This is a genomic window from Providencia xihuensis (assembly GCF_041953405.1).
Classification (GTDB): Bacteria; Pseudomonadota; Gammaproteobacteria; order Enterobacterales; family Enterobacteriaceae; genus Providencia; species Providencia vermicola.
Genome location: NZ_CP169565.1, coordinates 1,397,620 through 1,423,948 on the forward strand (window position 1 = coordinate 1,397,620; position 26,329 = coordinate 1,423,948).

Annotated in this window: 25 protein-coding genes; 19 read left to right on the forward strand and 6 right to left on the reverse strand. The window is 42.4% G+C overall.

From position 1 onward, the window contains the following. Positions 1 to 124: 124 nt before the first annotated feature. Genes nrfF through nrfA form a run of 6 tightly spaced genes read right to left on the reverse strand, consistent with a single transcriptional unit; the run spans position 125 to position 6,723 of the window. Positions 125 to 1,168, reverse strand: a complete 1,044-nt coding sequence (gene nrfF / locus ACE2AL_RS06070; RefSeq protein WP_272539082.1) for a heme lyase NrfEFG subunit NrfF — start codon at positions 1,166 to 1,168, stop codon at positions 125 to 127. Further along, the gene (locus ACE2AL_RS06075) at positions 1,161 to 3,020 is read right to left on the reverse strand and encodes a heme lyase CcmF/NrfE family subunit (protein WP_375084151.1); all 1,860 of its coding nucleotides are present in this window, start codon (positions 3,018 to 3,020) and stop codon (positions 1,161 to 1,163) included. Before ACE2AL_RS06075 ends, nrfF begins: the two co-directional genes overlap by 8 nt. A gap of 24 nt (positions 3,021 to 3,044) precedes the next feature. Then, positions 3,045 to 4,001: a cytochrome c nitrite reductase subunit NrfD gene (gene nrfD / locus ACE2AL_RS06080; RefSeq protein WP_206082779.1), complete on the reverse strand. Its 957-nt coding sequence runs from the start codon at positions 3,999 to 4,001 to the stop codon at positions 3,045 to 3,047. Continuing rightward, positions 3,998 to 4,669, reverse strand: a complete 672-nt coding sequence (gene nrfC, locus ACE2AL_RS06085) for a cytochrome c nitrite reductase Fe-S protein (protein WP_206082778.1) — start codon at positions 4,667 to 4,669, stop codon at positions 3,998 to 4,000. The genes nrfD and nrfC overlap by 4 nt, the downstream gene beginning before the upstream one ends. Beyond that, positions 4,666 to 5,235: a cytochrome c nitrite reductase pentaheme subunit gene (gene nrfB, locus ACE2AL_RS06090; RefSeq protein WP_272539085.1), complete on the reverse strand. Its 570-nt coding sequence runs from the start codon at positions 5,233 to 5,235 to the stop codon at positions 4,666 to 4,668. The genes nrfC and nrfB overlap by 4 nt, the downstream gene beginning before the upstream one ends. 48 nt (positions 5,236 to 5,283) lie before the next feature. After that, the gene (gene nrfA, locus ACE2AL_RS06095) at positions 5,284 to 6,723 is read right to left on the reverse strand and encodes an ammonia-forming nitrite reductase cytochrome c552 subunit (protein ID WP_206082776.1); all 1,440 of its coding nucleotides are present in this window, start codon (positions 6,721 to 6,723) and stop codon (positions 5,284 to 5,286) included. An 813-nt stretch (positions 6,724 to 7,536) separates the two neighbouring features. On the opposite strand from nrfA, the gene napF reads away from it, so the two are divergent. The 19 genes from napF to ACE2AL_RS06190 all read left to right on the forward strand — a co-directional run bounded on the left by napF (position 7,537) and on the right by ACE2AL_RS06190 (position 26,278). Beyond that, on the forward strand, positions 7,537 to 8,028 hold the full coding sequence (gene napF / locus ACE2AL_RS06100) for a ferredoxin-type protein NapF (protein ID WP_206082775.1): 492 nt from the start codon (positions 7,537 to 7,539) through the stop codon (positions 8,026 to 8,028). Continuing rightward, the gene (napD, locus tag ACE2AL_RS06105; protein WP_206082774.1) at positions 8,018 to 8,296 is read left to right on the forward strand and encodes a chaperone NapD; all 279 of its coding nucleotides are present in this window, start codon (positions 8,018 to 8,020) and stop codon (positions 8,294 to 8,296) included. Before napF ends, napD begins: the two co-directional genes overlap by 11 nt. Then, positions 8,277 to 10,763, forward strand: coding sequence for a nitrate reductase catalytic subunit NapA (gene napA, locus ACE2AL_RS06110; RefSeq protein WP_375084152.1), 2,487 nt, complete (start codon positions 8,277 to 8,279; stop codon positions 10,761 to 10,763). Before napD ends, napA begins: the two co-directional genes overlap by 20 nt. A gap of 6 nt (positions 10,764 to 10,769) precedes the next feature. Beyond that, positions 10,770 to 11,480: a ferredoxin-type protein NapG gene (gene napG / locus ACE2AL_RS06115; RefSeq protein WP_206082772.1), complete on the forward strand. Its 711-nt coding sequence runs from the start codon at positions 10,770 to 10,772 to the stop codon at positions 11,478 to 11,480. After that, positions 11,467 to 12,330: a quinol dehydrogenase ferredoxin subunit NapH gene (napH, locus tag ACE2AL_RS06120; protein WP_272539086.1), complete on the forward strand. Its 864-nt coding sequence runs from the start codon at positions 11,467 to 11,469 to the stop codon at positions 12,328 to 12,330. The genes napG and napH overlap by 14 nt, the downstream gene beginning before the upstream one ends. Further along, a complete protein-coding gene (napB, locus tag ACE2AL_RS06125) occupies positions 12,327 to 12,776 on the forward strand; it encodes a nitrate reductase cytochrome c-type subunit (RefSeq protein ID WP_206082770.1) in 450 nt (149 codons plus the stop codon). The genes napH and napB overlap by 4 nt, the downstream gene beginning before the upstream one ends. A 9-nt stretch (positions 12,777 to 12,785) precedes the next feature. Next, complete coding sequence (gene napC, locus ACE2AL_RS06130; protein WP_206082769.1) at positions 12,786 to 13,424, forward strand: cytochrome c-type protein NapC; 639 nt, start codon at positions 12,786 to 12,788, stop codon at positions 13,422 to 13,424. Positions 13,425 to 13,621: 197 nt separating this feature from the next. Beyond that, complete coding sequence (locus ACE2AL_RS06135; RefSeq protein ID WP_272539087.1) at positions 13,622 to 14,362, forward strand: heme ABC transporter permease; 741 nt, start codon at positions 13,622 to 13,624, stop codon at positions 14,360 to 14,362. Beyond that, a complete protein-coding gene (ccmD, locus tag ACE2AL_RS06140) occupies positions 14,359 to 14,571 on the forward strand; it encodes a heme exporter protein CcmD (protein WP_206082767.1) in 213 nt (70 codons plus the stop codon). The genes ACE2AL_RS06135 and ccmD overlap by 4 nt, the downstream gene beginning before the upstream one ends. Beyond that, complete coding sequence (gene ccmE / locus ACE2AL_RS06145) at positions 14,568 to 15,053, forward strand: cytochrome c maturation protein CcmE (protein ID WP_206082766.1); 486 nt, start codon at positions 14,568 to 14,570, stop codon at positions 15,051 to 15,053. The genes ccmD and ccmE overlap by 4 nt, the downstream gene beginning before the upstream one ends. Then, positions 15,050 to 16,981 (forward strand): heme lyase CcmF/NrfE family subunit, encoded by a 1,932-nt coding sequence (locus tag ACE2AL_RS06150; RefSeq protein ID WP_375084153.1) that lies wholly within the window; start codon positions 15,050 to 15,052, stop codon positions 16,979 to 16,981. The genes ccmE and ACE2AL_RS06150 overlap by 4 nt, the downstream gene beginning before the upstream one ends. Next, positions 16,978 to 17,535, forward strand: a complete 558-nt coding sequence (locus ACE2AL_RS06155) for a DsbE family thiol:disulfide interchange protein (protein ID WP_206082764.1) — start codon at positions 16,978 to 16,980, stop codon at positions 17,533 to 17,535. Before ACE2AL_RS06150 ends, ACE2AL_RS06155 begins: the two co-directional genes overlap by 4 nt. Continuing rightward, positions 17,532 to 18,602: a cytochrome c-type biogenesis protein CcmH gene (locus ACE2AL_RS06160; RefSeq protein WP_206082763.1), complete on the forward strand. Its 1,071-nt coding sequence runs from the start codon at positions 17,532 to 17,534 to the stop codon at positions 18,600 to 18,602. The genes ACE2AL_RS06155 and ACE2AL_RS06160 overlap by 4 nt, the downstream gene beginning before the upstream one ends. Positions 18,603 to 19,227: 625 nt before the next feature. After that, complete coding sequence (locus tag ACE2AL_RS06165; protein ID WP_349415692.1) at positions 19,228 to 20,448, forward strand: PfkB family carbohydrate kinase; 1,221 nt, start codon at positions 19,228 to 19,230, stop codon at positions 20,446 to 20,448. Between the two features lie 26 nt (positions 20,449 to 20,474). Next, positions 20,475 to 21,212 (forward strand): glutamine amidotransferase, encoded by a 738-nt coding sequence (locus tag ACE2AL_RS06170; protein WP_206082761.1) that lies wholly within the window; start codon positions 20,475 to 20,477, stop codon positions 21,210 to 21,212. Between the two features lie 121 nt (positions 21,213 to 21,333). After that, positions 21,334 to 22,299: a DMT family transporter gene (locus tag ACE2AL_RS06175; RefSeq protein ID WP_206082760.1), complete on the forward strand. Its 966-nt coding sequence runs from the start codon at positions 21,334 to 21,336 to the stop codon at positions 22,297 to 22,299. Between the two features lie 2 nt (positions 22,300 to 22,301). Beyond that, positions 22,302 to 23,333, forward strand: a complete 1,032-nt coding sequence (locus ACE2AL_RS06180; RefSeq protein WP_206082759.1) for a phosphotriesterase — start codon at positions 22,302 to 22,304, stop codon at positions 23,331 to 23,333. A gap of 250 nt (positions 23,334 to 23,583) precedes the next feature. Continuing rightward, positions 23,584 to 24,063, forward strand: coding sequence for a DUF2946 domain-containing protein (locus ACE2AL_RS06185; RefSeq protein ID WP_241016784.1), 480 nt, complete (start codon positions 23,584 to 23,586; stop codon positions 24,061 to 24,063). 178 nt (positions 24,064 to 24,241) lie between these two features. Then, positions 24,242 to 26,278: a TonB-dependent copper receptor gene (locus ACE2AL_RS06190; RefSeq protein WP_375084154.1), complete on the forward strand. Its 2,037-nt coding sequence runs from the start codon at positions 24,242 to 24,244 to the stop codon at positions 26,276 to 26,278. Positions 26,279 to 26,329 lie beyond the last annotated feature (51 nt).

Below are 26,329 nucleotides of genomic sequence, written 5' to 3' on the forward strand. Positions count from 1 at the left end.
AATCAATAAGAAACGAAAAATTACATATTTAAATAGATTGTCATTATTTTGCTAGTGACAATTTTACTTAGTGATAGATTACCATGTATTAATACCTAGCGTTAGTAATATTAGAATAAATTTATTATTGTTTATTATTCATGATATTTGCCATTTGAATTGCTTCAATAAGTTGTGCTCGATTAATTCGTGGACTATTACTATCGAGTAGAGTTTGCCAAATTTGAATAGCTTTATCATAGTTTGCATTCATAAACGCATCGGAAGCAATTAACATCAACGCAGTGACTTCATTATTATCAAGGCTAAGTGCCTTGTTGATAACGGCTAGTGTCTCATCAGTGAGGTGCTGGCCCGCTTGATAATATAAAACAGTGGCGATAGCGGAGTACAGTTGTGCATTTTCCCCCGTGTATTTTAGTGCTCTCTGGTAGGCAATTAACGAATTGTCATAACTATTCTGGTATAAATAATACTCCCCAAGTACGGCCCAAAGTTCACCGTTTTTAGGTGATTGGCGAATATCATTTTGTAAGCGTAATAGGTCACTTTGTTCTTGTTCTAATGGCGTGAAGGCATTTATGGGATCTGAAATGCGTTGATATTCATTATAAGCTAATTGAAAACGGGGTAATAAAAAATAGCTTGCGGTGATCCCTACGACCAATACGATGAGTAAAGCATTGAGCTTACGATTCCATGTATTAAGGTTTGGGTTTATTTTAGGTATCGTCAGTAATTGTTCTGATGGGGTTATTGATGATTGTGTCGACGCCTGTTTTCTCTGTGTGCGGAGAGCGCGTATTAGGTAGTAAGAAGTCAGACAAAATGCAAAAAAAGGCAATAACCAAAGAATGGCGGTAGTAAAATTGACGGGTGGGTTGTACAGAACAAAATCGCCATACCGTTCTCTCATATATTGCACTATTTGGGGTTGGTTTTTCCCTTCGGATACCATTTTATAGACTTGATGGCGCATACTGACGGCGGTAGGGGCGTTAGACTCTAATAGGTTTTGATTTTGACACTGAGGGCAGCGTAGTTGTGCAGCAATCTGTAAAGAATACTCTTGTTCTTCAGCACTGTTAAATTGCCATGTATCGACAATTTGCGCATTCGCTACGGTTGAAATACATAATAAAAATAGGGCACGTAAGAGATTAAGCATATTTTTTTCGCCCTCGTATCCAGCCAAATAAGAGTCCTAGGCACATTAATATGCCGCCGCCCCATATCCATTGAATGCCATCTTGCACATAAAAGCGCATTGCATAATGTTGATCACCAGTCTTTTCACCAAGCACCACATACCAATTACATAACCACCCCCAGTTAATGCCTGGTTCAATCATTAATTGCTGACGAGCAAGATAAAAACGGCGTTCAGTAATTAAATTATGTTGAAATTGGCTCTCTTGAGTAATGTGAATAATAGCTTTTTCAGTGGTGTAATTAGGCTGTGCCGCGAGTTGTAAATCGGCAAATTTGAATTGATAGCCTGCTAATGTGATAGTTTGCCCAACCGCTAGATTAACACTAGTTTCTTGGCGGCTACCGATTGAAAATGCAATACCCGCAGCAAAAATAACTACGCCAGTATGCGCTAATAAAGAAGGGAGTTGTTGTCGGATAATGTAGAAAGGTTTTAACCATAAAACCAATAAAACAACAGTTAATAAACTACACGCCGTAGCAATAATAATACCATGTGCCGCTAAAACTAGGCCAAGTAGTAAGCCGAAAAATGCAATATAAAGAATACGACGTTTTTTTGGATTTGGATTAAATGCACTTAATGTAATTACCAGCAACATTAAAATGCCAAAGGGCAACAAGGTCTGGTTGAAGTAAGGAGCACCAACCGAAATTTTCCCCCAACCAAATAACGTATAAATCATCGGGTACAATGTGCCTGTAAGCACAATAAATAACACAGCGACAAATAGGATTAATGTGAGTAATAAATAAACGTCACGCTGTGTTTTGCTTTGTGTTGCATTGTCAGTAGTTTTGGCTTTCCATCCGTAGATAAGTAAGCAGGTTAGGCTTAAAAAACTGAATAATATAAAGAGGGGGACGGCTCTCACATTATCTAATGCGAAGGCATGTACAGACATTAAAATACCAGAACGAACAATCAGGGTTCCTAATAAAGAGAGAATAAATGTGGCGATTGCCAATAACATAGACCAGTGGCGATAAAGCACATTTTTTCGTGATGCAGCTAAGCTATGAAGCAGTGCGGTGGCACTGAGCCACGGTAGTAAAGAAGCATTTTCGACTGGGTCCCAAAACCACCACCCGCCCCAGCCTAATTCGCTATAAGCCCACCAAGAACCTAGAATGATACCGAGAGTGAGTATGCACCAACTTGGTACTAGAAAGCGCCAGCACAACCAAGCTGTTGTTGTATTAAATGCATCTGATAACAGTGAGCCAATGACTAAAGCACAAACAATAATTAAACCGCTATAACCTAAATAAAGCAGCGGAGGATGCAAGATTAACCCCCAATGTTGCAGCATTGGGTTGAGATCTCGCCCTTCAATTGCAGGTGGAAAAATACGAGCAAAAGGGTCGGAGTACAGGACGATAAACAGCAATAAAGCCGCATTAATGACCGCAATTAGGGTGAGTGTTAATGAAAATAATGGGTGTTTTTGCTGGCGATAGCGCCACGCAAATAAGGTGCTCCAAGCTGAGATAAACAATAACCAGAGAAATAATGACCCTTCGTGCCCGCCCCAAACGGCGGCAATTTTAATGGATAACGGAGAGAGTCGGTAGCTATGTTGAGCAACATAAACCACCGAAAAATCACTGTTAACAAAACTGATGGTTAAACAAATATATGCACTGAGTAATAGGATAAACTGCAAAGATGTCCAAAACACGTTCTGAGGCATTTGCCTCGGAACGTGTCTGAAGTGACCAATAAACCCAAATAGTGCTTGAAAACTGGTGAGACCCAGAGCCAGCACAAGGCAGATGAAACCCACTTCTGGGAGTATTAGTTCCAATTATCACCTTTAATCTTGAATAAATTATGCAACCGTTAATTGCCCTGCGTATAGCACAAAGAAACGCAGGCAAAATACGCCGAATAAACTCGAACCACTGACCAGCAAAATTCTTGTTGCACGATGGCTTTTATCTACCCATTTTTTTAAGCCTAATGGGATAATAAAGCCGAAGCCAACCACACCAATCCAGAACCACCATGTCCAGAAACCACCGCCTAGTGCAGCAATTAATGAACGAATTTTACCATCATCACCTAAGGCTAAGCCGACAAAAAAGGCCGCCAGTAGGAATATCTCTAACCAAATCACAAACCCTTCTACACGGTGTAAAAAGGTTGATTCTGGATTATGAATATTTTTGCGGTAGCGTAACGCTAATGCTATTAGTGACACGGCAATTCCTGACGATATTCCAGAAAATAGGAATAAAGCGGGTAATAATGGATTGTTTAAGAATGGATAGGACTTTAAGGCAGACAGTAAGAACCCCGTATAGGCGCCCAGTAATACTGCTAAAACCAGCATGATAATATCGAGAAAGCGCATAGCTTGAGTAAGCATCGCGAGTACACGAGGAATTATGCTGAGTTTCGGTAGCCATTTTTGTTGCAGGCTAATCAGTTCTGTCTCATAGATTTTAGCCAGCCATACCACTAAGACCGCCATATATACTTGGAATAGCATTACCCCCATCGACATGACGGAAGTTGGACTGTAATGAAACATCAATTTCCAAAACGTCCATGGACGTGTTAAATGGAAAATCAAAATTAACAAGCCCAGTACAATGGTGGTTGGTGCTAAAATTAGCGTAGTACGCATTAGAGTACTGTTACTACCAGCAGCGTTAGGGTAGTACTGGCGCAGTAACACGGCCAATACAACTAGACCTGCAGAAATACCGATTAAAAATAGGTATACCGCAATAGGCCAGTCCCAAACCAGTGATTCAAAATGGAAAGCAGAAGCGGTTGTCATTGGCTAACCTCCCCATATTTGAATGGGACTCGGTACATTTTGGGGTGAGTACCGAGTGCGATTTTGAATCGATAAGTGGGTTTTTCCTTTAGCATCAAGGAAATATCACTCTTAGGATCATCTAAATTACCAAATGTAAGTGCTTTGGTTGGGCAAGATTCAACACAAGCAGGTTGCTTGCCATTTTTTAGATTGGTTTTTCGACAAAAATCGCATTTATCCGCTGTTTTATTGACAGGATGAATAAACCGCACACGGTAAGGGCATGCCGCGATACAGTATTGGCAGCCCACGCATAAGTCAGGATTGACATCAACAATGCCTGTCGTTTTATCGATAAAAGAAGCGCCTGTTGGGCAGACGTCAACACAAGGTGCACTTTCGCAGTGTTGGCATGAATGGCGAAAGAAGCGATATTTGATATCTGGGAACTGTCCGATGGGTTCACTACGAATAATGGTTAACCGTGAAACTCCCTCTGGGACTTGGTTAACCTCACGGCACGCATCCATGCATGCCGTACAGCCGATACACAAATTTTCATCGTGGATCATGCCGTAGCGAACGCCGTCTATTTTCATGGTATTCGCTAGAGTTTGGCCAGCTATTCCTCCTACCGCCGCCAGTGCTCCTGAATAAATAATGAATTGACGACGAGAACAACTCATGGCTGCTCCTTACGCAATTTCACCGCTGCTGGGTTGAAAGCAGGGTTATCGCGCTGCTCAGAGTGGCAATCAACACAAATCTTCACCTTGCCTTTATCGGTCAGGACCTTCATCGTATCTTGTTTTGGATGGAGGTCATGGCAACTGGCACAGGCCACTTTTGTCACGTGGACATCATGGGGCCAGAACGCTTTTTGCAGTTGCTCTGGTAAGTGACAGGATAAACAGACGCTGTTTTGTTGTTCCACGGTGTACATTGGGTTGTTGAAGCGCATAACATCTTTTACGCCTTCGCGGTGATCAGGCCCAGGATTACCGTGGCAGTTGGTGCAAGTCACTGGTAAGTTATTGTTTGGATTGACCACTTCTGAGTGCGTGCCGTGCATGCCTTCTTTGTCTGGTTTGTGGCAATCCAAGCATGCGCCATCAGCGCTGCGTTGCTGTGTGACAACCCAACGGCCATCAGCATTTTCCTCAGCAAGTTGAGGTGTAGCGGAGGCGGCAGTTGCCCATAATAAGCCTGTTGCCAGCACCCCAGCAGTGAATAACGAACGTAGTACGCTCATAATTACTCCATTGGTTGTATTGCCCCTTATCATCGGGGCAAATGACGGTTATTTGGCTAATAGGTCATTTTTACGAGCTTGTTCATCCCATTGAGGTACAACAGTTTTTAAGAACTCTTGTTTCTCAGCATTGATTTTTTGCATATCTAAACCAATGGCTTGTTGCGCTTTTTCTTTGGTGGAAATGTCTGGGATGGCAATTTCATGGGTGATGCCTTTCGAACCGAGCAAACGAGCAAGTTTGGTACGCGCATCAGCGGCTTTATCCATTGCGCCACCTAACATACGCAAACCTTCATCAGGCGCATGCATATGGATACCGTGAGACGCAATCGCTAAGTCCCAGCGCCATTGTGCATGGCGAATGTCGGTTAAGATTGGTTTCATTTCGTCTTCGGTTGCACCTGCATCCCATGCGGCTTTCGCCTCAAAGTGAGCACGAACTAACTGATCTTCCACTTTGATTTTCATTTCTTGGATAGCGTGTTTACGCTCTGCGACGACATCTTGCAGCTGTTGTTTGCTTTGTGTGTGGCAGTTACTACAGGTTTGCTCGAAATTATCGAACGGATTACCAATTTTATGACTGGTATACAGTTCGCCTTTTTCGTTTTGTAGTTTCGGCATGTGGCAATCAATACAGGTCACATTATTTTTGCCATGAATACCTGCACTCCAGGTTTCATATTCAGGGTGCTGTGCCTTTAACATTGGTGCTTTGGATAGTGTGTTTGTCCAATCAGAAAAACCAATGTTGTCATAGTACACTTCCATCTCTTCGACTTTGGTTCCGTTATCCCATGGGAATTTAACGGCTTTTTTATCGCCAGAGAAATAGTACTCAACGTGGCATTGACCACACACCATGGATTGTTGGTCGAAACGACTGGCTTTATCGAAAGGCTTGCCTATGGTTTCCATCGCGCGCTCTGCATAAGGGCGTGTCAGAGTTAGCTCGGGTTTTCCTTTCGCAAAGTCAGGGGAATCAGTTTTGTGGCAGTCACCGCAACCGAGAACGTTAACGACTTCTGGGCCACCTTTTGCCCATTTGCCTTCAAAATAGCCATCTTCACCATGTTCTTGGATAAGCCTTGCAACATCGGGGCTTTTACAGCTCCAGCAAGCCATTGGTAATGGGCCATCTTGTGCATCTTTTGGTGCACCTGTGCGCAATGTTTCGCGTACATCAATGATGGCATACGCATGACCCCGCGGTTTGTTATAGTCACGGGAGAATGGGTATCCCGCCCAAAGAACGACTAAACGCGGGTCTTCTGCGAGGGCATCTTCGCGGTTCGCTTGTTCAGAAGTTGCTCGCCAAGAGTGATATTGGTCTGGATGAGCGGCTTCGAAAGTTTCATTTCGTGTATTTATTGTGGAGGTACCATCCTTAGTCGGAGTAGGGGTTTGTGCATGAACAGAGGTAAAGAGAAATATTCCTGCCACTAGACTCAGTAAGCACAGTACATTATTTCTTATGTTTGCCATAAAAAGGGCCTCGAGTAATGTGAGCCAACCATCCCTTCATTTTTCGAGCGACTATTTTAGGGGGGGTATATCAGCTCGAACGATTTTGGGTATTTTTTGTTATATAGGTTTGATAGCAAGCAGATGGATGCTATCAAGACATTGCCAACTTATATGTGTAACAAAAAACCACACAAAAAATATTGTTTTTGATCAAAATATAATTTGGATTAAAGAAATAGAATGCAGATAAATAATAAATACGGAGTATTAAAGAAACTGCTATAGTTATTAATGACTGGTTTTAAACTGATCACTTAGGATAATAATTTAGTAATGATTCTTATTTTTACCAACACGATTTGTTTTATTTAGTTATTTGATTTTTAAGAGTAATATTTCTAGATGTAATCCTTTTTATATTTCGTAAATTAAAATAAGAAATAAATCGTGCGTAATATCAAAAAACTTGCAATTATTTTTTTCTAAAATGACATTGTATCTACCACTTTAGTAGTAGTTCTTGGTGTTAATTTAAACTTGCAACATTAAAACTCACGATTAAATTAAATATCTATATTGAATGATTGTTAAAAAATAATTAAAAAACTGTCGGTATTCCCTGTTTTGAGTCATTCTGATGTTCAAAAGTTATCAAGAATTCGAATGCGGTGATTTTCCGTTGTAAGTGGTGTTATTACTCCTTTTACCTACTTGGTAGTATGTATTTTTCTAACCTCTATCGTTAATATTTCTCATAAATAATACACATATAAAAACTGCGGTTTATCAGTACTTTTTTACGATTTTGTTGGCAATGTAAAGGAAATCAACATGGTTGATCTCACCCGTCGGGGAGTATTAACTGGTGCGTGGCGTAATGCCGCTCCAGTGGTTCGACCGCCATGGAGTGGTAGTGAAGCGCACTTTATTGAAAAGTGTACCCGCTGCAATGCTTGTGTAGAAAGTTGTGAAACAACAATTTTATACGCTGGCGCAGGTGGGTACCCTGTTGTCGATTTTAAACGTGGCGAATGCACCTTTTGCTACGCGTGTGCGACCGCCTGCCCTGAACCTATTTTTCTGCCACAACAAACCCAACCTTGGGATATCACCGTTTCTATCGGTCAGAACTGCCTTGCGTTTAAATCTATTGAATGTCGCCGTTGCCAAGACAGTTGTGAGCCTGAAGTTATCTCTTTTCGTCCGTCACTGGCAGGTATTTACCAGCCAAAAATAGAAACACAAGGCTGTACAGGCTGTGGTGCCTGTGTTGCAGGCTGCCCTGTATCAGCCATTACCGTGGAGCATGAACATGCACAGTAAATATCAAGTGTGCAGTTTGATTGTACAAATAAAAAGCGAACGAATGTCTGCTGTGACCGAAAAAATAAATCAGTTTCCGAACTGTGAAGTGGCGATTAGCGCCCCTGAAAATGGAAAACTGATTGTCGTTGTTGAAGGGCAAGGCAGTAAAACGTTGTTAGATACTATTGATTTAGTACGCGATATCGAAGGCGTGCTAGATGTTTCGCTGGTGTATCACCAGCAGGATGAGCAAGGTGAGGAAGATTATGAAACTCAGTCGTCGTAGCTTTATGAAAGCCAATGCGATAGCGGCCGCTGCTGCGGCGGCAGGTATTGGCACTCCCAGTATTGCCAAAGCGGTCGTCGGTCAACAAGAAAGTATTAAATGGGACAAAGCCCCTTGCCGTTTTTGTGGTACAGGTTGTGGCGTTCTTGTTGGCACTCAAAATGGCCGTATTGTTGCGAGCCAAGGTGATCCTGAAGCCCCTGTAAACCGTGGCCTGAACTGCATCAAAGGCTATTTTTTACCGAAAATCATGTACGGAAAAGACCGTTTAACGCAGCCATTGTTGCGCATGAAAGATGGCGAATATGACAAAAATGGTGAGTTCACACCGATCACGTGGGAACAAGCGTTTGATGTCATGGAAGAAAAAGTCAAAACCACTTTAAAAGAAAAAGGGCCAGAAGGGATCGGCATGTTCGGTTCAGGCCAATGGACTGTTTGGGAAGGTTATGCAGCTTCTAAACTGTTTAAAGGTGGTTTTCGTTCTAACAACTTAGATCCGAACGCGCGTCACTGTATGGCGTCAGCAGTAGTGGGTTTTATGCGTACTTTTGGTATGGATGAACCGATGGGTTGTTATGATGATATTGAGCACGCAGATGCTTTTGTTCTGTGGGGTTCAAACATGGCTGAAATGCACCCTATTTTGTGGTCTCGCATTACTAACCGCCGTTTATCTAACCCAGATGTACGTGTTGCAGTATTGTCTACGTTTAAACACCGTAGCTTTGAACTTGCCGATAACGGCATTGTATTTACGCCGCAGTCTGATTTGGTGATCCTGAACTATATTGCGAATTATATTATTCAAAATAATGCAGTTAATCAGGACTTCCTGGATAAACACGTTAACCTACGCCGCGGTGCAACAGATATCGGTTATGGCTTACGCCCAACTCACCCATTAGAAAAAAGCGCGAAAAATGCAGGTTCTGATGCCTCTGAACCAATGACATGGGACGAATATAAAGCCTTTGTTGCGGAATATACCTTAGATAAAACTGCGGAAATGACTGGGGTACCAAAAGACCAGTTAGAAGAGTTAGCGAAGCTGTATGCAGACCCGAAAACCAAAGTAGTTTCTTACTGGACTATGGGCTTTAACCAGCACACCCGCGGAGTTTGGGCAAATAATCTTGCGTACAATCTGCATTTATTAACGGGCAAAATTTCTCAACCAGGCTGTGGTCCTTTCTCCTTAACAGGCCAGCCATCAGCCTGTGGTACCGCGCGTGAAGTGGGGACGTTCTCACACCGCTTACCTGCGGACATGGTGGTCACTAACGAAAAACACCGTGAAAAAGTGGAAGGTGTTTGGGGATTACCTGCGGGCACCATCCCAGAAAAAGTTGGTTTACACGCCGTTGCACAAGACCGCGCCTTAAAAGACGGGAAGCTAAATTTCTACTGGGTCATGTGTAATAACAACATGCAAGCGGGCCCAAATATCAATCAAGAGCGTATGCCAGGGTGGCGCGATCCGCGTAACTTTATCGTGGTATCTGACCCATACCCAACTGTCAGTGCATTGTCCGCTGATTTAATCTTACCTACCGCGATGTGGGTAGAGAAAGAAGGGGCTTACGGCAACGCAGAGCGTCGTACCCAGTTTTGGCGTCAACAAGTTCAAGCGCCAGGTGAAGCAAAATCTGATTTAATGCAGATGGTGTTATTTTCTAAACGCTTTAAAACGGATGAAGTGTGGCCTGAAGAGTTACTGGCGAAAAAACCAGAACTACGCGGTAAAACCTTGTATGACGTGTTATTTGCCAACGAAGTTGTCACTAAATTCCCAGTGACAGAGTTAGCAGAAGACCAATTAAACGATGAATCCCGTGAGTTAGGCTTTTATTTACAAAAAGGCTTATTTGAAGAATATGCAGGTTTTGGTCGTGGACATGGTCATGACTTAGCAGACTTTGATGCTTACCACAAAGCTCGCGGTATTCGTTGGCCAGTAGTGGATGGCAAAGAAACCCAGTGGCGTTATAGCGAAGGAAATGACCCTTACGTTAAAGCGGGTGAAGGTTATCAATTCTACGGTAAACCTGATGGCAAAGCGGTTATTTTTGCACTGCCGTTTGAACCCGCTGCAGAAGCACCAGATAAAGAATACGATTTGTGGTTATCAACAGGGCGTGTTCTTGAACATTGGCATACTGGCAGTATGACGCGTCGTGTGCCTGAGCTTCACCGCGCTTTCCCTGAATCATTAGTGTTTATGCACCCACTTGATGCGAAAGATCGTGGATTACGTCGTGGCGACAAAGTCAAAGTGGTTTCTCGCCGTGGTGATGTGACAACGATTGTTGAAACTCGCGGCCGTAATAGACCACCAAAAGGTTTGGTGTACATGGCATTCTTTGATGCAGCGCAATTAGTGAACAATTTAACACTGGATGCGACTGATCCACTTTCGAAAGAAACGGACTACAAAAAATGTGCCGTTAAACTGGAAAAGGTGTAATTGCTAATGCCCCAGAAAACGCATCCTAACAAGGTTAAGTCTCAGAACAGTCGCCGTCGCTTTTTGCGTGATGTAGGGCGTGCTGCGGGTGGGTTAGTGGCTGTTGGTGTGGTACTGGGGCTTCAGCAACAAACCTCCCGAGCGAGCGGTGTGAGACTTCGCCCGCCGGGTGCGCTAAATGAAGCTGCATTTGCGAGTGCCTGTGTGCGCTGCGGTCAATGCGTTCAAGCCTGCCCTTATGACATGTTGAAATTAGCGACATTGGCATCGGGTCTGGCAGCGGGAACACCGTATTTTATCGCCCGTGAAAACCCGTGTGAAATGTGTGAAGACATTCCATGTGCAAAAGTGTGCCCAAGTGGTGCGCTGGATAAAGACATTGAGTCTATCAATGATGCGCGTATGGGCTTGGCTGTGTTACTTGACCAAGAAAACTGTCTGAACTTCCAAGGGTTGCGTTGTGATGTGTGTTACCGCGTTTGTCCGCTTATTGACGAAGCGATCACATTGGAGCTTGAGCAGAATCATCGAACAGGTAAACACGCGCGTTTCTTACCAACGGTAAACAGCAATTACTGCACGGGTTGCGGTAAGTGCGAGCAAGCTTGTGTGCTGGAAGAAGCGGCTATCAAAGTGTTGCCAAGAGACTTGGCGAAAGGTGAATTAGGCCATCATTACCGTTTTGGTTGGCTGGAGGGAAACAATGGCAAATCGTAAACGCGACGCCGGACGTGAAGCTCAGGCAAAAAAAGGGTGGTGGCAAAGCCACAAATGGTTGGTGTTAAGGCGTGTCAGCCAATTATTGGTGCTAGCGATGTTTTTGAGTGGTCCATGGCTTGGTGTGTGGATCTTACACGGAAACTATAGCAGTAGCTTATTGTTAGACACAGTCCCATTGACCGACCCACTGATTACATTAGAGAGCTTAGCAAGTGGTTACTTACCAGGGATCTCTGCGCTGATCGGTGCCGCTATTGTGTTCGGTGTATATGCGCTATTAGGTAAACGTATTTTTTGCAGTTGGGTTTGCCCTGTTAATCCGATAACTGATGCTGCAGCATGGCTGCGCCGTAAGTTTGATTTGAACCAATCCGCCACCATTCCACGCTACATTCGTTATGTGTTGCTGGTGGTGATTTTAGTGGGGTCAGCGGTGACAGGTACTTTACTGTGGGAATGGCTAAATCCAGTTTCATTAATGGGGCGTAGTTTAATTTTCGGTTTTGGAAGTGGTGCATTGGTTTTAGTTGCGCTGTTTTTATTCGATTTATTGGTAGTGGAACATGGCTGGTGCGGTCACCTTTGCCCATTAGGCGCACTGTATGGTGTCGCGGGTTGTAAGGGCGCACTGGTCGTCACTGCGGTGAATAAAAAAGACTGTAGCCGCTGTATGGATTGTTTCCACGTTTGCCCGGAGCCGCAAGTGTTGCGTGCGCCGGTCCTCGATAAACAAGCCCCAGCACTGATTTCTGATAAAGACTGTATTACTTGCGGTCGTTGTATCGATGTCTGTTCTGAGGATGTTTTTAAAATAACACTACGATGGAGCTCGGGAGCTAAATCATGAAAAATTCAGTCCTGAAAAAGACGCTAAGCCGCGCAATCGCAGGTATGGTCTTTGTTGTCAGTGGTCTAGTTTGGGCTGCTAATGGTGTCGATTTGACGCAATCGCCAGAAGTGTCTGGTACGACTGAGGGAAGTATTCATATTCCTAAAGAGCAAGAAAGAATGGCACTAAACTATGTGAACCAGCCGCCGATGATCCCACATAGCGTTGAGGGTTACCAAATTACCACCAACACGAACCGTTGTTTACAATGCCACGGCGTTGAAAACTACCGTACCACAGGTGCTCCACGTGTTAGCCCAACACACTTTATGGATGCAACTGGGAAAGTATTGGGGGAAGTCGCACCAAACCGTTATTTTTGTTTACAGTGCCATGTACCACAATCGGATACTCCGGCAATCATTGATAACACATTTACCCCATCCAAAGGTTTTGGGAAATAAGGGGGAATTATGGCAAATAATAACGAAAAACCAACAACAGGTGAAAAGCCGAAGAAAAAAGGCTTGTTTGGGCTGATTGGACGTATATGGCAATGGTGGCGTAGACCTAGCCGCTTAGCATTAGGCACGTTATTGCTGATTGGTTTTGTCAGTGGCGTGATCTTCTGGGGTGGCTTTAACACAGGTATGGAGATGGCGAATACAGAAGAGTTTTGTATTAGCTGTCACGAAATGCGTGAAAATGTCTATGAAGAATATATGGATACGATTCACTATACTAACCGTAGTGGTGTTCGTGCAACCTGTCCAGATTGTCACGTACCTCACGAATTTGGTCCTAAAATGGTGCGTAAAATCCAAGCCAGTAAAGAATTATACGGGAAAATTTTTGGCATTATCGATACGCCGCAAAAATTTGAAGATCACCGTTTAGCGATGGCGCAAAGTGAGTGGCGGCGAATGAAAAACAATGACTCGCAGGAGTGCCGTAACTGCCACAACTTTGAGTATATGGACTTCACTGCCCAAAAAGGGGTGGCTGCCAAAATGCATGACCAAGCCGTTACGGAGGGTAAAACCTGTATAGACTGCCATAAAGGGATTGCACATAAGCTTCCTGATATGCGTGAAGTTGAACCAGGCTTTTAATCTGGAGTTATCGTTTTATGATTGGTTATCTCAATGAATTATAAGTGATGATCATGAAATAGGCTGATTATGCATAAGAGTATAATCAGCCTAAGTTATATTTGTGTTAAATCAATATCTTTGCTTTTTTAATGTGTATTGTATGATGCTGTCACTCAGCATTTACTAACAATATAATAAATCAGGGTAATTAAACTATGTGGAAAAAGCTTCATCAACTTGCCATCCCCGTTAACCTTTACCGGTTATGTGGGCGTCTAGTACCGTGGTTTATTATATTAAGTGTGATTTGTTTAGCGGTAGGTTGGGTCTGGGGTTTTGGTTTTGCACCAACCGATAAAGTGCAAAGCGAGAGTTACCGTATTATGTATATTCACGTACCTGCTGCGATGTGGTCAATGGGGATTTATGCCACGATGGCGATCACTGCCTTTATTGGGCTAGTGTGGCAGATGAAAGTGTCGGAGCTGGCGATTGCCGCAATGGCACCCGTTGGCGCGGTCTTTACTTTTATTGCATTAGTCACTGGCGCGACATGGGGTAAGCCGATGTGGGGCGCTTGGTGGGTGTGGGATGCACGTTTAACCTCTGAATTAATTCTATTTTTTCTGTATGTGGGCGTTATTGCGTTATGGCATGCCTTTGATGACCGCCGTACAGCGGGCAAAGCTGCGGCGATTTTAGTATTAATTGGCGTGATTAACTTACCTATCATTCATTACTCTGTTGAATGGTGGCAAACACTGCATCAGCCGTCGACACGCATGCAAGAAAGTATCAACCCAGCGATGCGCACACCACTGCGCCTAGCTATCCTTGGGTATCTATTCTTATTTATCTCTTTAACACTCATTCGCTTACGTAATCAGTTATTGATCCTCGAACGTAACCGCCCTTGGGTGCTCGATATTGTGAAAAAAGGAGGGCGCCTTAAATGACCAGCGCATTTGCATCTTGGAGCGATTTCTTTGCGATGGGAGGCTATGGGTTTTATGTCTGGTTGGCGGTGGCGCTGACCTTAATCCCTATATTGCTACTCTGTGTGCATACCGTTATCCAACGAAAAATGATCATTAATGCCATTATTCAACAGCAAGCTCGCGAACAAAGACAAAAAACCGCAAGAGCGCGTAGGGAGGAGATGTGAATATTCGTCGTCGTAACCGACTTTGGTTAATTTGTTCCATACTTATTGGTGTTGGCTTAACGCTAGCGCTGATCCTCTACGCACTGCGCTCAAGTATTGATCTCTTTTATACACCCGGTGAAATCATTTACGGTAAACGTGAAACTCAGCAGATGCCTGAAGTTGGGCAGCGTTTACGTGTGGGTGGTATGGTCATGCCAGGCAGTGTTGTGCGTGATGCTGATCCAAAATCATTAAAAATCACCTTCACCGTTTATGATGCAGAAGCAGAAATTGATGTCAGTTATGACGGAATTTTGCCAGACTTATTTAAAGAAGGGCAAGGTGTGGTCGTACAAGGTGAATTACAAGAAAATAATCATGTTCTAGCGAAAGAAGTGTTAGCCAAACATGATGAAAATTACACGCCGCCAGAAGTGGAAAAAGCAATGCAAGAAAACCATCGGAGACCAGCCGCAGCCTATAAGGAAAATGCGTCATGATCCCAGAAATTGGTAGCATTTTACTGTGCTTGGCACTCGGCCTTGCCGTTTTGCTGTCTATCTACCCACTGTGGGGAGTGGCGCGTAACGATACGCGTTTAATGGCCTCATCGCGTCCGTTGGCGTGGTTACTGTTTCTTTGTGTAACGGGGGCATTTCTTGTTCTCGTCAATGCGTTTGTCGTAAATGATTTTTCTGTCACTTATGTGGCGAACAACTCGAATACTCAACTACCGATTTGGTATCGCGTTGCCGCAACGTGGGGCGCTCACGAAGGTTCATTGTTGTTATGGGTCTTGTTGATGAGTGGCTGGACATTTGCGGTCGCGCTGTTTAGCTATCGCATGCCATTAGACATCGTAGCTCGTGTGCTTGCGGTGATGGGGATGGTGAGTGTTGGCTTTTTACTGTTTATCATTTTTACCTCAAACCCATTTTCACGCACATTACCGTCGTTCCCAATTGAAGGGCGCGACCTGAACCCATTGTTACAAGACCCCGGTCTTATTTTCCACCCACCTTTATTGTATATGGGCTATGTGGGTTTCTCAGTGGCATTTGCCTTTGCGATTGCGGCCTTGCTCAGTGGGCGATTAGACAGCTCCTTTACCCGTTTTGCCCGTCCTTGGACGATGGCTGCATGGTTTTTCTTAACGCTTGGAATCATGTTAGGTTCCGCATGGGCCTATTATGAACTTGGCTGGGGCGGCTGGTGGTTCTGGGATCCAGTAGAAAATGCCTCCTTTATGCCATGGCTAGTGGGAACGGCATTGATTCACTCTTTATCGGTGACGGAACAACGAGCGACATTTAAAGCGTGGTCATTGCTCTTATCGATATTTGCCTTCTCATTATGTTTACTCGGCACATTCTTGGTGCGTTCGGGCGTGTTAGTTTCTGTGCATGCGTTCGCCTCTGACCCATCCCGTGGGCTTTTCATCCTAGCATTTATGGTGCTGGTGATCGGCGGTTCGCTGCTCGTGTTTGCACTGCGAGGCCATAAAGTACGTTCACGCGTTAACAATGCGCTATGGTCGCGTGAATCAATGTTATTGGGTAATAACGTGATTTTAACTGCGGCGATGCTCGTCGTGCTGCTTGGCACATTACTGCCGTTAGTTCATAAACAAATTGGGTTAGGCACCATTTCTATCGGTGAGCCGTTCTTTAATACCATGTTTATTGCATTGATGGTGCCATTTGCTTTGTTATTAGGGATTGGACCATTGGTTCGTTGGGGACGAGACCGTCCTGCAGCGATTAAAAAAATGCTGATTATTGCGACAGTGATGACGCTCATTCTGTCATTCGCATTACCAATGCTAATGGAAGACCGCGTTGAGGCATTGACCGTTGTTGGTTTGATGATGGCGATATGGATTGCCATTTTAGCGTTCGCTGAAATGAAAGTGCGCATCAGCAAAAAAATCAAACTGACGCCAAGCTACTGGGGTATGGTATGTGCTCATTTAGGCTTAGCGGTAACGATTGTAGGGATTGCCTTTAGCCAAAACTACAGCATTGAGCGTGATGTGAAAATGAAACCAGGGGATAACATTGTTATTCACGGTTACACCTTCACCTTTAATGGTGTACGTGAAGCAGATGGCCCGAACTATCAAGGGGTTATCGGCAGTATTTCTGTCACCAAAAACGACAAAGTGGTGAGTATCTTAATGCCTGAAAAACGCTTTTATAGCGTGAGCCGTGCTGTCATGACGGAAGCCGCGATTGATGGTGGTATTACCCGCGATTTATACGCCGCCCTTGGTGAGGAAGTCGATAAAAATACGTGGACTATGCGTTTGTATTATAAGCCATTTGTTCGCTGGATCTGGTCTGGTGGTGTGTTAATGGCAATTGGCGCATTATTCTGCCTGTTTGACCCACGTTATCGTCGTCGTAAATTACAAGGGGAAACGGCATGAACCGCAAAGTCTTTTTAATCCCTTTTATTATCTTCGCAGGGATAGCCGCGGTGTTGCTGTGGCAGTTAATGCGTAATGCAGAAGGCGATGACCCACGTTTATTAGAGTCTGCATTAATTGGTAAGCCCGTACCTGTTTTCCGCTTGGAATCGTTAGAAAACCCTGGAAAGCATTACGAGTCAGAGGTGTTAACGCAAGGTCAGCCTATCTTATTGAATGTTTGGGCAACATGGTGCGTCACTTGCCGTGCGGAGCACCAGTACCTCAACTCGTTATCAGCGCAAGGTGTTCGTGTGGTTGGCTTAAATTATAAAGACAAACGCGATAAAGCAATTGTATGGTTGCGTCAGCTGGGTAACCCTTACGCATTAAGCCTATTTGATGGTGAAGGTATGTTAGCGCTCGATCTCGGGGTTTATGGTGCACCAGAAACCTTCCTTATTGATGGCAATGGGATTATTCGTTACCGCCACGCAGGGGCAATGGATGAACGTATTTGGGAAAAAGAATTTAAACCCCTTTGGGAGCGCTATAACCAGGAGGCGAACCAATGAGGTATTTACTCGGTCTATTGATGCTTGCACTCAGTGCAACAATCACGTATGCCTCTACGGAAGTATTTACGTTTGATAACGAACAACAAGAGCAGCAATTTCGTAAATTAACAGAAGAGCTGCGTTGTCCTAAGTGCCAAAATAACAGTATTGCCGACTCTAACTCGATGATTGCGCTGGATTTACGCCAAAAAGTGTATGAGTTGATGAAAGAAGGCAAAAACCGTGATGAAATCGTCGATTATATGGTGGCGCGTTATGGTTACTTTGTTACTTATAACCCACCCTTAACGCCATTAACAATGATGTTATGGGGGCTGCCATTTGTCGCTATCATCATTGGTGGCTGGATTATTTTTGCCCGCTCGAAAAAACGTGTGCGTATCAAGCAGGTGGAAAACGGTGAAGAAGATGAAGTTCCTGAAGCTTCACGGGCAAGTAATTGGGTCTATTTACCAGGCGTATTGATTGCACTAGGTGTTGCGGCGGGGGCATATTACCAAGTGGGTAGTTATGAAAAGGTGACTGATTGGAACAATGCTTATCAACAAGCACCTGCTTTGCTGGATAGAGCCTTAGACCCTTCTGAGCCACCGCTGAATAATGCAGAAATGGAGCATTTAGCATTAGGCTTGCGTACTCGCTTACAAGAAGATCCGCAAAATTTAGAAGCATGGGTGATGCTAGGGCGCATTGGTATGGTGCTTGGTAATGCAACTATGGCAACTGATGCTTATGGCCGCGCGTATCGTCTTTCGCCGAAAGATGAAAATGTAGTGATAGGTTATGCAGAAGTGTTAACGCGTTCTTCTGATCCTGAAGATAACCGTCAAGGTGCAGAGTTACTGAAAAAGCTGATTGCAGAAGACCGCACGAATGTAAAAGCGTTAAGCATTTTTGCCTTCAATGCATTTGAACAAGAACGTTATGCAGAGGCAATTTCAGCATGGCAAATGATGCTAAAACTGTTGCCCGAGAATGACCAGCGCCGAGTGATTATTGAGCGTAGCGTGGAGCAAGCACTGATGATGGTGCATGAAAAGAAAGGCTCGTCAGCTGATAAGTAGTATCGATTTTGCTCAATATGATCTAAACGGGGGCGTAAGCCCCCGTTTTGTTTTTATAGTTTCAAATTCATTCAGGTCACGTTAGCGCCTTCAGCGAACAACTTTTTGCTTTAAGGGGGAACGTTTCTATCAGATCATCCCAATTCCACTTAGCTTACCTTTGCCCTATTTATCAAATTAAGCGTGTTCCTATTTTAGATTTTTTTTAATTTATTGAATTGTGAATATCATCACAAATAGACACTTCTTCTTTATTGATAGATTATAGCGATGAATAAATATATTTATTGCAATAAAATTAAACCTGTATCGCATAACAGATTGATAATTTAACTTTAAAATAATAAACAAACTATTTATTTGAAAATTAAATAACGAATAAAATGAGAGTTAATATTTTCTTATCTTTAAAGTTATTAGTTGAAATTCAATTAAATTAATTAATCAATTCTAATATTATATTGATAATAATAGGGTATTTTACTTTGGTTGTTCTTTTTTGGTTTTTTTTGTTTTTATTTTTATGCTTTTTGCTTTTTTTTGCTTTTGAATAGGAAGGTATGAGTATAGTCACATTAACGCAACAAGGTATAAATTAGAGTAAATGCCATGAGGTAAAAATGGCATGAAAGCAGAACGACATAAGAAAATAATTAGTATTTTAAAAAATACAGGCGCAGCAAAAGTTTCTGTTTTATCGAAAGAACTTAATGTCACGAAAGAAACCATTAGGGCGGATTTAAATTCTTTAGCAAAAAAAGGGATTATTAGCCGTTGCCATGGTGGCGCATATATTGAATTTGAAACCCTAGACAAAGTTGCTAAGAAAGAAATTATTCAATTTCTTGAGTGCAATGAAAGTTTTAATGAAAGAACAGATAAGGATGATGCCGTGTTAGGTAAAGTATGTGTATTAGGTTCATTTAACGTTGATATGATTAGTTATTTACCTCGACTTCCTGAAGCGGGTGAATCATTATTATCGAATAAATTTATTTTTTCACCAGGTGGAAAGGGGTGTAATCAAGCATTAGCTGCAAGTTATTCTGATTCTCCTGTGCATTTTATTACTAAAATAGGAACAGACCAATTTAGTGAGTATGCAATAAATTTTATTTCTTCATCAAAAATAAAAACATCAACAATATACCAAACAGAAAAATACCAAACAGGAACGGCATCTATATTTGTTTCTGAAAATAGTGGGGAAAATATTATTTCTATCTATCCAGGTTCAAATATGGATATCTCTGCGGATGAAGTTAAAATTCAGAAAGATAAAATTGTAAATTCAAATATTATTCTTCTTCAATTAGAAACGAATGTTGAAGCATTAAGGGAAATAATCGAAATTGGCAATGAATATAAAATTCCGATTATTTTAAACCCTGCGCCTTACAATAACATCGTAAATGAGCTAATTGGAAAGGTCGATATTTTGACACCGAATGAAACAGAAGCAAGTTTGCTTTCTGACATCAATGTTGTGGACATTGAAACTGCCAAAAAAGCAGCTGAAATTATCTATAACAAAGGCGTAAAAAAGGTTGTCATTACACTCGGAAGTAAAGGCTCTATTGCATTTGATGGTAATAAGTTCATTTATTCTCCGGCTTACACTGCCGTTGTTAAAAATACGGCGGGTGCAGGTGATGCATTTAATGGGGCTCTAGCCGCTTCATTAGCAAAAGGAAAACAATTTTCTTATGCCTTACGTTATGCATCAGCGTTTTCATCCCTGGCTGTTGAAACAAGCAACGCTTCAGAAATGCCTGAAGATATTAATGTTATGCATCGTATTAATCAAACAACCTACTCGCAGGTTGTGACTCAATCCCCTGAATAAATTAATATTCTGAAACGAGGAAAAAAATGAAAATTTTATTTATTGGTGAATCATGGCATATCCATATGATCCACACAAAAGGTTATGACAGCTTTACATCAAGTAAATATGAAGAAGGTGCTACATTTTTACTAGAGTGCTTAAAAAATAAAGGTGTAGAAATTGATTATATGCCAGCCCACACAGTGCAAATGGCATTTCCGAAAACTGTCGAAGAATTAGAAAAATATGATGTTGTTGTAATCAGTGATATCGGTGCTAATACGTTCCTATTACAAAATGATACTTTCTATAATATGAAAGTATTACCAAATGCATTAGGCCTAATTAAGCAATACGTTAGTCAAGGTGGCGGCTTATTAATGATCGGTGGTTATTTATCTTTTATGGGTATTGAGGCCAAAGCGAATTATAAAAATACGTTATTAGCCGATGTATTACCAGTCGAAATGTTAGATGGCGATGACCGTGTGGAAACGCCAGAAGGTATTTTCGCAACACCCCAAAATATGCAGCATGAAGCAATTAAAGGATTTGGTAATTGGCCGATGTTCTTAGGCTATAACAAAGTTAAGCCAAGAGAAAATACAGAAGTTGTTTTAAATATTGGTGATGATCCATTATTGGTCTTTGGCCAATATGAAAACGGAAAAACAGGTTGTTTTATGAGTGACTGTTCGCCGCATTGGGGAAGTCGTGAGTTTATGGCTTGGGAACATTATTCAGATATGTGGGTAAATATTCTAAAGCAAATCGCACGTTAATTAATTCTTTAAAAGTAAAAAACCAAACAATAAAGAAAATAAGTGCTGAATTATGTTCAGCACTTTGTAAGCCGATTACAAAAAATAATGACTCATAGTCAAAATCCAAAAGGAATATTTTATGAGTGTTAAAAGTTATTCTACTCCGTTTTTAATGATAGCAACGGTATTGGCCGGTATGTTATCGCCAATGCAATCTGCAGTGAATGGGCAGCTCGGTGATGTTTTAAAAGATGGTAATGCGAGTGCGGTTATTTCCTTTGCCAGTGGTTTGGTTGTGATGTTTTTTATCATTATTGCGAAAAAACAAACTCGACAACAATTTGCAGCAATTCCGAGTTTAATTAAGAACAAAAAAATCCCACTATGGAATTGGTTTGCAGGGTTATGTGGCGCAATGGTGGTATTTTCTGAAGGGGCATCAGCCAGCGCATTAGGGATTGCTACCTTCCAAACAGCACTGATTTCAGCATTATTACTTTCAGGATTATTATGCGACCGTTTTGGCATTGGTATTGATGAGAAAAAACCGTTTACTACTTTTCGTGTATTAGGCGCCGTTTTTGCTGTCGTTGCTACTTTATTTGTGGTGTCGCCACAGTGGCATTCCAGCTCAGCAATTTATTTAGCTATTCTGCCTTTCTTAGCGGGTTTATTAGCAGGTTGGCAGCCTGCAGGTAACTCAAAAGTGGCCGAAGCCACTGGCTCTATGATGGTTTCTATCACATGGAATTTTATTGTTGGCTTTACTGTTTTAACGATTGCGTTAGTGATCCGTATGGCATTAGGCCATTTGACCCTTGATTTACCTGGCGTTTGGTGGATGTATTTAGGTGGTCCATTAGGGCTTATGTCGATTGCATTAATGGCTATTTTAGTTCGCGGTTTAGGTTTGTTGATGTTAGGTGTGGCTTCAACGGCTGGCCAGTTACTTGGTTCTGTATTAATTGACCTTCTATTACCATCTCTCGGTAATACCGTTTATTTAGTCACTATCATCGGCACTGTATTTGCTTTAGTGGGAGCGATTATCACCACCATTCCTGAGTTTAGAGAAGCAAAAGCGACAAAAGCCGCAGGAGTATAAAGATGAAAGGGTATATCCAAACAGTGATTGGGCCTGTTAAAAAAGAAGATATGGGACTGACACTACCACATGAACATTTGTTTAACGATTTATCAACGGTTGTCGATGAACCATTCTATGATTTCTCGCACGTTCTGGTTGATAAAAAAGTGAGTGCAGACATCCAATGGGGCCTTAAACATGACCCGTATTGCTGTTGCGATAACATGGATAAAAAACCCATTGAAGATGTTATCTATGAAGTGAATAACTTCAAAGAATTAGGTGGCAGAACATTAGTCGATGCAACAGGCTCAAAGGCGATTGGTCGCGATGTACACCAATTACGTGAAGTGGCGATTGAAACGGGCATTAATGTTGTCGCTTCTTCTGGTTTATATATCGAAAAGTTTGAAGGCTCTCGCCTCGTCAACGATATCGATGCCATGGCTAAAATGATTGATGATGAGCTGAATATTGGTATTGATGGAACCGATATCTGTGCTGGTATGATTGGTGAAATCGGTGTTTCACCTTTTTTTACTGAAGGTGAAAAGAACAGTTTACGCGCGGCCTCTGTTGCACAGTTGGCAAATGACCACGTTTCTATGAATATCCACATGCCAGGCTGGCAGCGTCGTGGTGATGAAGTCCTTGATATCTTAATTAAGGAAATGGGCGTTAACCCAGCTAAAATTTCATTGGCGCACTCAGACCCATCAGGGAAAGACTTTGATTACCAGCGTCGGATGTTAGACCGAGGAGTTTGGCTTGAATTTGACATGATAGGCCTTGATATTTCATTTCCAAAAGAAGGGGTTGCTCCTACAGTGACAGAAACTGCAGATGCGGTTTGTAAGTTGATTGAGATGGGCTATGGTCAGCAAATTGTGTTAAGCCATGATGTGTTCCTTAAGCAGATGTGGGCTAAAAATGGTGGAAATGGTTGGGGGTTTGTTCCTAATGTTTTCTTATCCTTACTTGCGAAAAAAGGTATTGATAAATCAATGATTAACCGTCTTTGTATTGATAACCCAGCAAATTTATTGGCATAAATACACTGATCTATTTTGCGTTTTATCTGAAGAGAAAACATGTGCGGCACTTTATTGGAGTGCCGCATTTTTTGTTTTTTAGTTTGATAAGGTATTTCAAGGAGCTTGAGTGAGTTTGTTAATCAGACAACTGATTGATTTTATTCTTGAAGAATATTGACCGCATATCACTAAAAATACTCATAAAACTCATATTGAATTAACATATTACACAAATATCAATAACAATGAGAATCTAAATAAGATACAATTGCGCGCTATAAATATCTACCCAGATGACGGAAAAACGTTGCACCTGCGCCCCTCAATCAGACAACTTGCTGCCTATCTGGCGTTATTAGCCGTTGCTATGTTGTTCATTGCGCCATTGATCTCTAAATCGATGGAACAGATGAATCATTGTATAGCGACGAATAACGTTACAGAGAACACTGTAATGGCAGAGCATTCGATGCATTTGCATCAAGGGATGTTGATGCCTGAAGGTTGTGAACATAGCAGTGCAATGAATCACCTGTTAATGACGGGGATTGGGCAGTCACCGATGGAAGATATTGCCTGCGGTTACTGTCAGTTATTGGTTCATTTTCCGTTTCTTATCTTATTAATTGCAGCCGTTATTCGGCAGCTCGCAACGCTAACACTGTTCCTACCATTTGAACGTAGTGTCCAGCTTTGGTTATTTAGACCTTGGACTTTGCGTTTAGCCAGAGCACCACCAATAATCTGATTTTCTTTAGCATGAATATTTCAACAAACTAATTCTATTTTTGCCTTATTCAGCAAGGTCGATTGCGTACGTCTTGAATTTGATTATATTTTCAAGAAACATCCCTGTAGGGAAGCATTGATTTTGTGATTAAAGCAAAGGTGGTGGTATTTTTATTGATATAAGAAACAGGTTAAAAATGAATACACTGCAATTTAAATTTGCACCTGCAGCAACATTGGTTATCAGCGCGATTTGTTCCGCCTCGGTTATGGCAAAAAATGAGATTAACCAAAGCCCAATCACTGAAAGCTCAGTCATGATTGTCACTGCTCCCGTTGATTCACCATTAACGATCACGACGTCGCCAAAAACACCAAGGCAGCCTGTTCCTGCTAGTGATGGCTCTGATTACCTCAAAACTATCCCAGGTTTTTCCCAAATTCGTAATGGTGGAACCAATGGCGATCCTATTTTTCGTGGTATGTTTGGTTCGCGCTTGCGTATTTTAACCAATGACAGCGAAATGCTAGGGGCTTGCCCATCACGGATGGATGCGCCAACATCTTATATATCCCCTGAAAACTTTGATGTGCTTAATATGATTAAAGGGCCTCAAACGGTGCTCTGGGGACCCGGTAATTCAGCAGGGACAATTCGTTTTGAACGTGAAAAACCGTTATTCACCGAAGGTGGAATTAAAGGAAATGCAAGCGCGCTAACCGCGTCAAATAACCGTTGGGATGCGAATGCGGATGTTAGCGTGGGCAACGAAACAGGTTACTTACGTGTTATTGGCAATAAATCCCGTTCTAATGACTATAAAGATGGCAATGGCGATAAAGTCCCGTCGAAATGGGACAAATGGAATGCGGATATTGCAATTGGCTGGACGCCAGATGAATACACGTTATTAGAACTTACTGCTGGGAAAGGTGATGGTGAAGCACGTTATGCAGGGCGTGGCATGGATGGCTCTCAATTTAAACGTGAAAGTTATGGACTTCGTTTTGAAAAGAGCAATATCGGTGATGTTCTCGACAAAATAGAAGCCAGTGCTTATTACAATTATGCTGACCATATTATGGATAACTATTCTCTACGCTCACCATCAGGTGGCGGAATGGGCGGACATATGGGGATGGGGCATGGCGGTCACGGTATGATGAATATGCCAATGAAAATGCGTGTTGACCGTGAAACGATGGGCGGCCGTGTGATGGGAACATGGCTCTGGACGGACTATGAGCTGCGAGCGGGGGCAGATATGCAAACCAATAAGCACCGCAGCAAAAGTACAAGTGGTTGGGTGAAAGATGCACAATTCCAAGATTACGGCCTATTTAGTGAGTTAACATGGCAAGCTACCACACAAGGAAAGGTTGTCAGCGGGGCACGTTTGGATCGTGTACTTGTTGAAAATAATAAAGAAATCGGTTCATCAGGTCGTAACACCGTTATGCCAGCAGGTTTTGCTCGTTATGAGCATTCCCTCGAAAATACCCCTGTTATGCTGTATGCCGGTATCGGTTACACTGAACGTTTTCCAGATTATTGGGAATTATTTTCACCGAAAATGGGGCCGGATGGTACCCACAATGTTTTTGACCGCCTAAAAACAGAAAAAACAACTCAACTTGATATTGGGGCAAAGTATAGCCATGAAAATACCAATGCGTGGGTTTCTGCCTATATTGGCCGTGTTGATGATTTCATTCTTTTCCGTTATAGCGCCAGCAATCCACGGATGAGTCAAGTTGAAAATGTGAATGCTATGATTATGGGGGGAGAGCTAGGCGTAGCACAAAAACTTAGTGACGAGTGGAAAGCTGATGCTAGCCTTGCTTATGCATGGGGAGAAAACAGAACAGACGGTAAAGCGCTTCCTCAGATGCCACCTCTTGAAAGTCGCTTTGGTTTGTCATGGGAAAAAGGGGACTGGACAACAACGGGCTTAGTTCGTGTTGTGAGTCGCCAAAACCGTGTGGCTATCAATGACGGCAATGTGGTGGGAAAAGACTTTAGCAAAAGCGCGGGCTTTACCATTTTCTCACTAAATACTGCATACAAAGTGAATGAAAATGTGAAATTAAGCGCTGGGGTCGATAATCTGTTTGATAAAACCTACAGTGAGCACTTAAATTTAGCGGGTAATAGCGGATTTGGTTATTCATCTAATATGCCAGTGAATGAACCTGGTAGAACGTTTTGGGCTAAAGTAAACGTGACATTTTAATTTATAATATGAGAGTAACCCGCTATTTATTAGCGGGTTACTAAGAAATTT

Excerpts from the sequence above, each read along its gene's own strand:
- ACE2AL_RS06155 (WP_206082764.1), top strand. The coding sequence starts at position 16,978 with ATGAACCGCAAAGTCTTTTTAATCCCTTTTATTATCTTCGCAGGGATA.
- ACE2AL_RS06170 (WP_206082761.1), top strand. The coding sequence starts at position 20,475 with ATGAAAATTTTATTTATTGGTGAATCATGGCATATCCATATGATCCAC.
- ACE2AL_RS06190 (WP_375084154.1), top strand. The coding sequence starts at position 24,242 with ATGAATACACTGCAATTTAAATTTGCACCTGCAGCAACATTGGTTATC.
- nrfF (WP_272539082.1), bottom strand. The coding sequence starts at position 1,168 with ATGCTTAATCTCTTACGTGCCCTATTTTTATTATGTATTTCAACCGTA.
- ACE2AL_RS06150 (WP_375084153.1), top strand. The coding sequence starts at position 15,050 with ATGATCCCAGAAATTGGTAGCATTTTACTGTGCTTGGCACTCGGCCTT.
- napF (WP_206082775.1), top strand. The coding sequence starts at position 7,537 with ATGGTTGATCTCACCCGTCGGGGAGTATTAACTGGTGCGTGGCGTAAT.
- napA (WP_375084152.1), top strand. The coding sequence starts at position 8,277 with ATGAAACTCAGTCGTCGTAGCTTTATGAAAGCCAATGCGATAGCGGCC.
- ACE2AL_RS06165 (WP_349415692.1), top strand. The coding sequence starts at position 19,228 with ATGAAAGCAGAACGACATAAGAAAATAATTAGTATTTTAAAAAATACA.
- ACE2AL_RS06175 (WP_206082760.1), top strand. The coding sequence starts at position 21,334 with ATGAGTGTTAAAAGTTATTCTACTCCGTTTTTAATGATAGCAACGGTA.
- napD (WP_206082774.1), top strand. The coding sequence starts at position 8,018 with ATGCACAGTAAATATCAAGTGTGCAGTTTGATTGTACAAATAAAAAGC.
- ACE2AL_RS06135 (WP_272539087.1), top strand. The coding sequence starts at position 13,622 with ATGTGGAAAAAGCTTCATCAACTTGCCATCCCCGTTAACCTTTACCGG.
- napG (WP_206082772.1), top strand. The coding sequence starts at position 10,770 with ATGCCCCAGAAAACGCATCCTAACAAGGTTAAGTCTCAGAACAGTCGC.
- nrfA (WP_206082776.1), bottom strand. The coding sequence starts at position 6,723 with ATGGCAAACATAAGAAATAATGTACTGTGCTTACTGAGTCTAGTGGCA.
- nrfC (WP_206082778.1), bottom strand. The coding sequence starts at position 4,669 with ATGAGTTGTTCTCGTCGTCAATTCATTATTTATTCAGGAGCACTGGCG.
- napH (WP_272539086.1), top strand. The coding sequence starts at position 11,467 with ATGGCAAATCGTAAACGCGACGCCGGACGTGAAGCTCAGGCAAAAAAA.
- napB (WP_206082770.1), top strand. The coding sequence starts at position 12,327 with ATGAAAAATTCAGTCCTGAAAAAGACGCTAAGCCGCGCAATCGCAGGT.
- napC (WP_206082769.1), top strand. The coding sequence starts at position 12,786 with ATGGCAAATAATAACGAAAAACCAACAACAGGTGAAAAGCCGAAGAAA.
- ccmD (WP_206082767.1), top strand. The coding sequence starts at position 14,359 with ATGACCAGCGCATTTGCATCTTGGAGCGATTTCTTTGCGATGGGAGGC.
- nrfD (WP_206082779.1), bottom strand. The coding sequence starts at position 4,001 with ATGACAACCGCTTCTGCTTTCCATTTTGAATCACTGGTTTGGGACTGG.
- ACE2AL_RS06160 (WP_206082763.1), top strand. The coding sequence starts at position 17,532 with ATGAGGTATTTACTCGGTCTATTGATGCTTGCACTCAGTGCAACAATC.
- nrfB (WP_272539085.1), bottom strand. The coding sequence starts at position 5,235 with ATGAGCGTACTACGTTCGTTATTCACTGCTGGGGTGCTGGCAACAGGC.
- ACE2AL_RS06180 (WP_206082759.1), top strand. The coding sequence starts at position 22,302 with ATGAAAGGGTATATCCAAACAGTGATTGGGCCTGTTAAAAAAGAAGAT.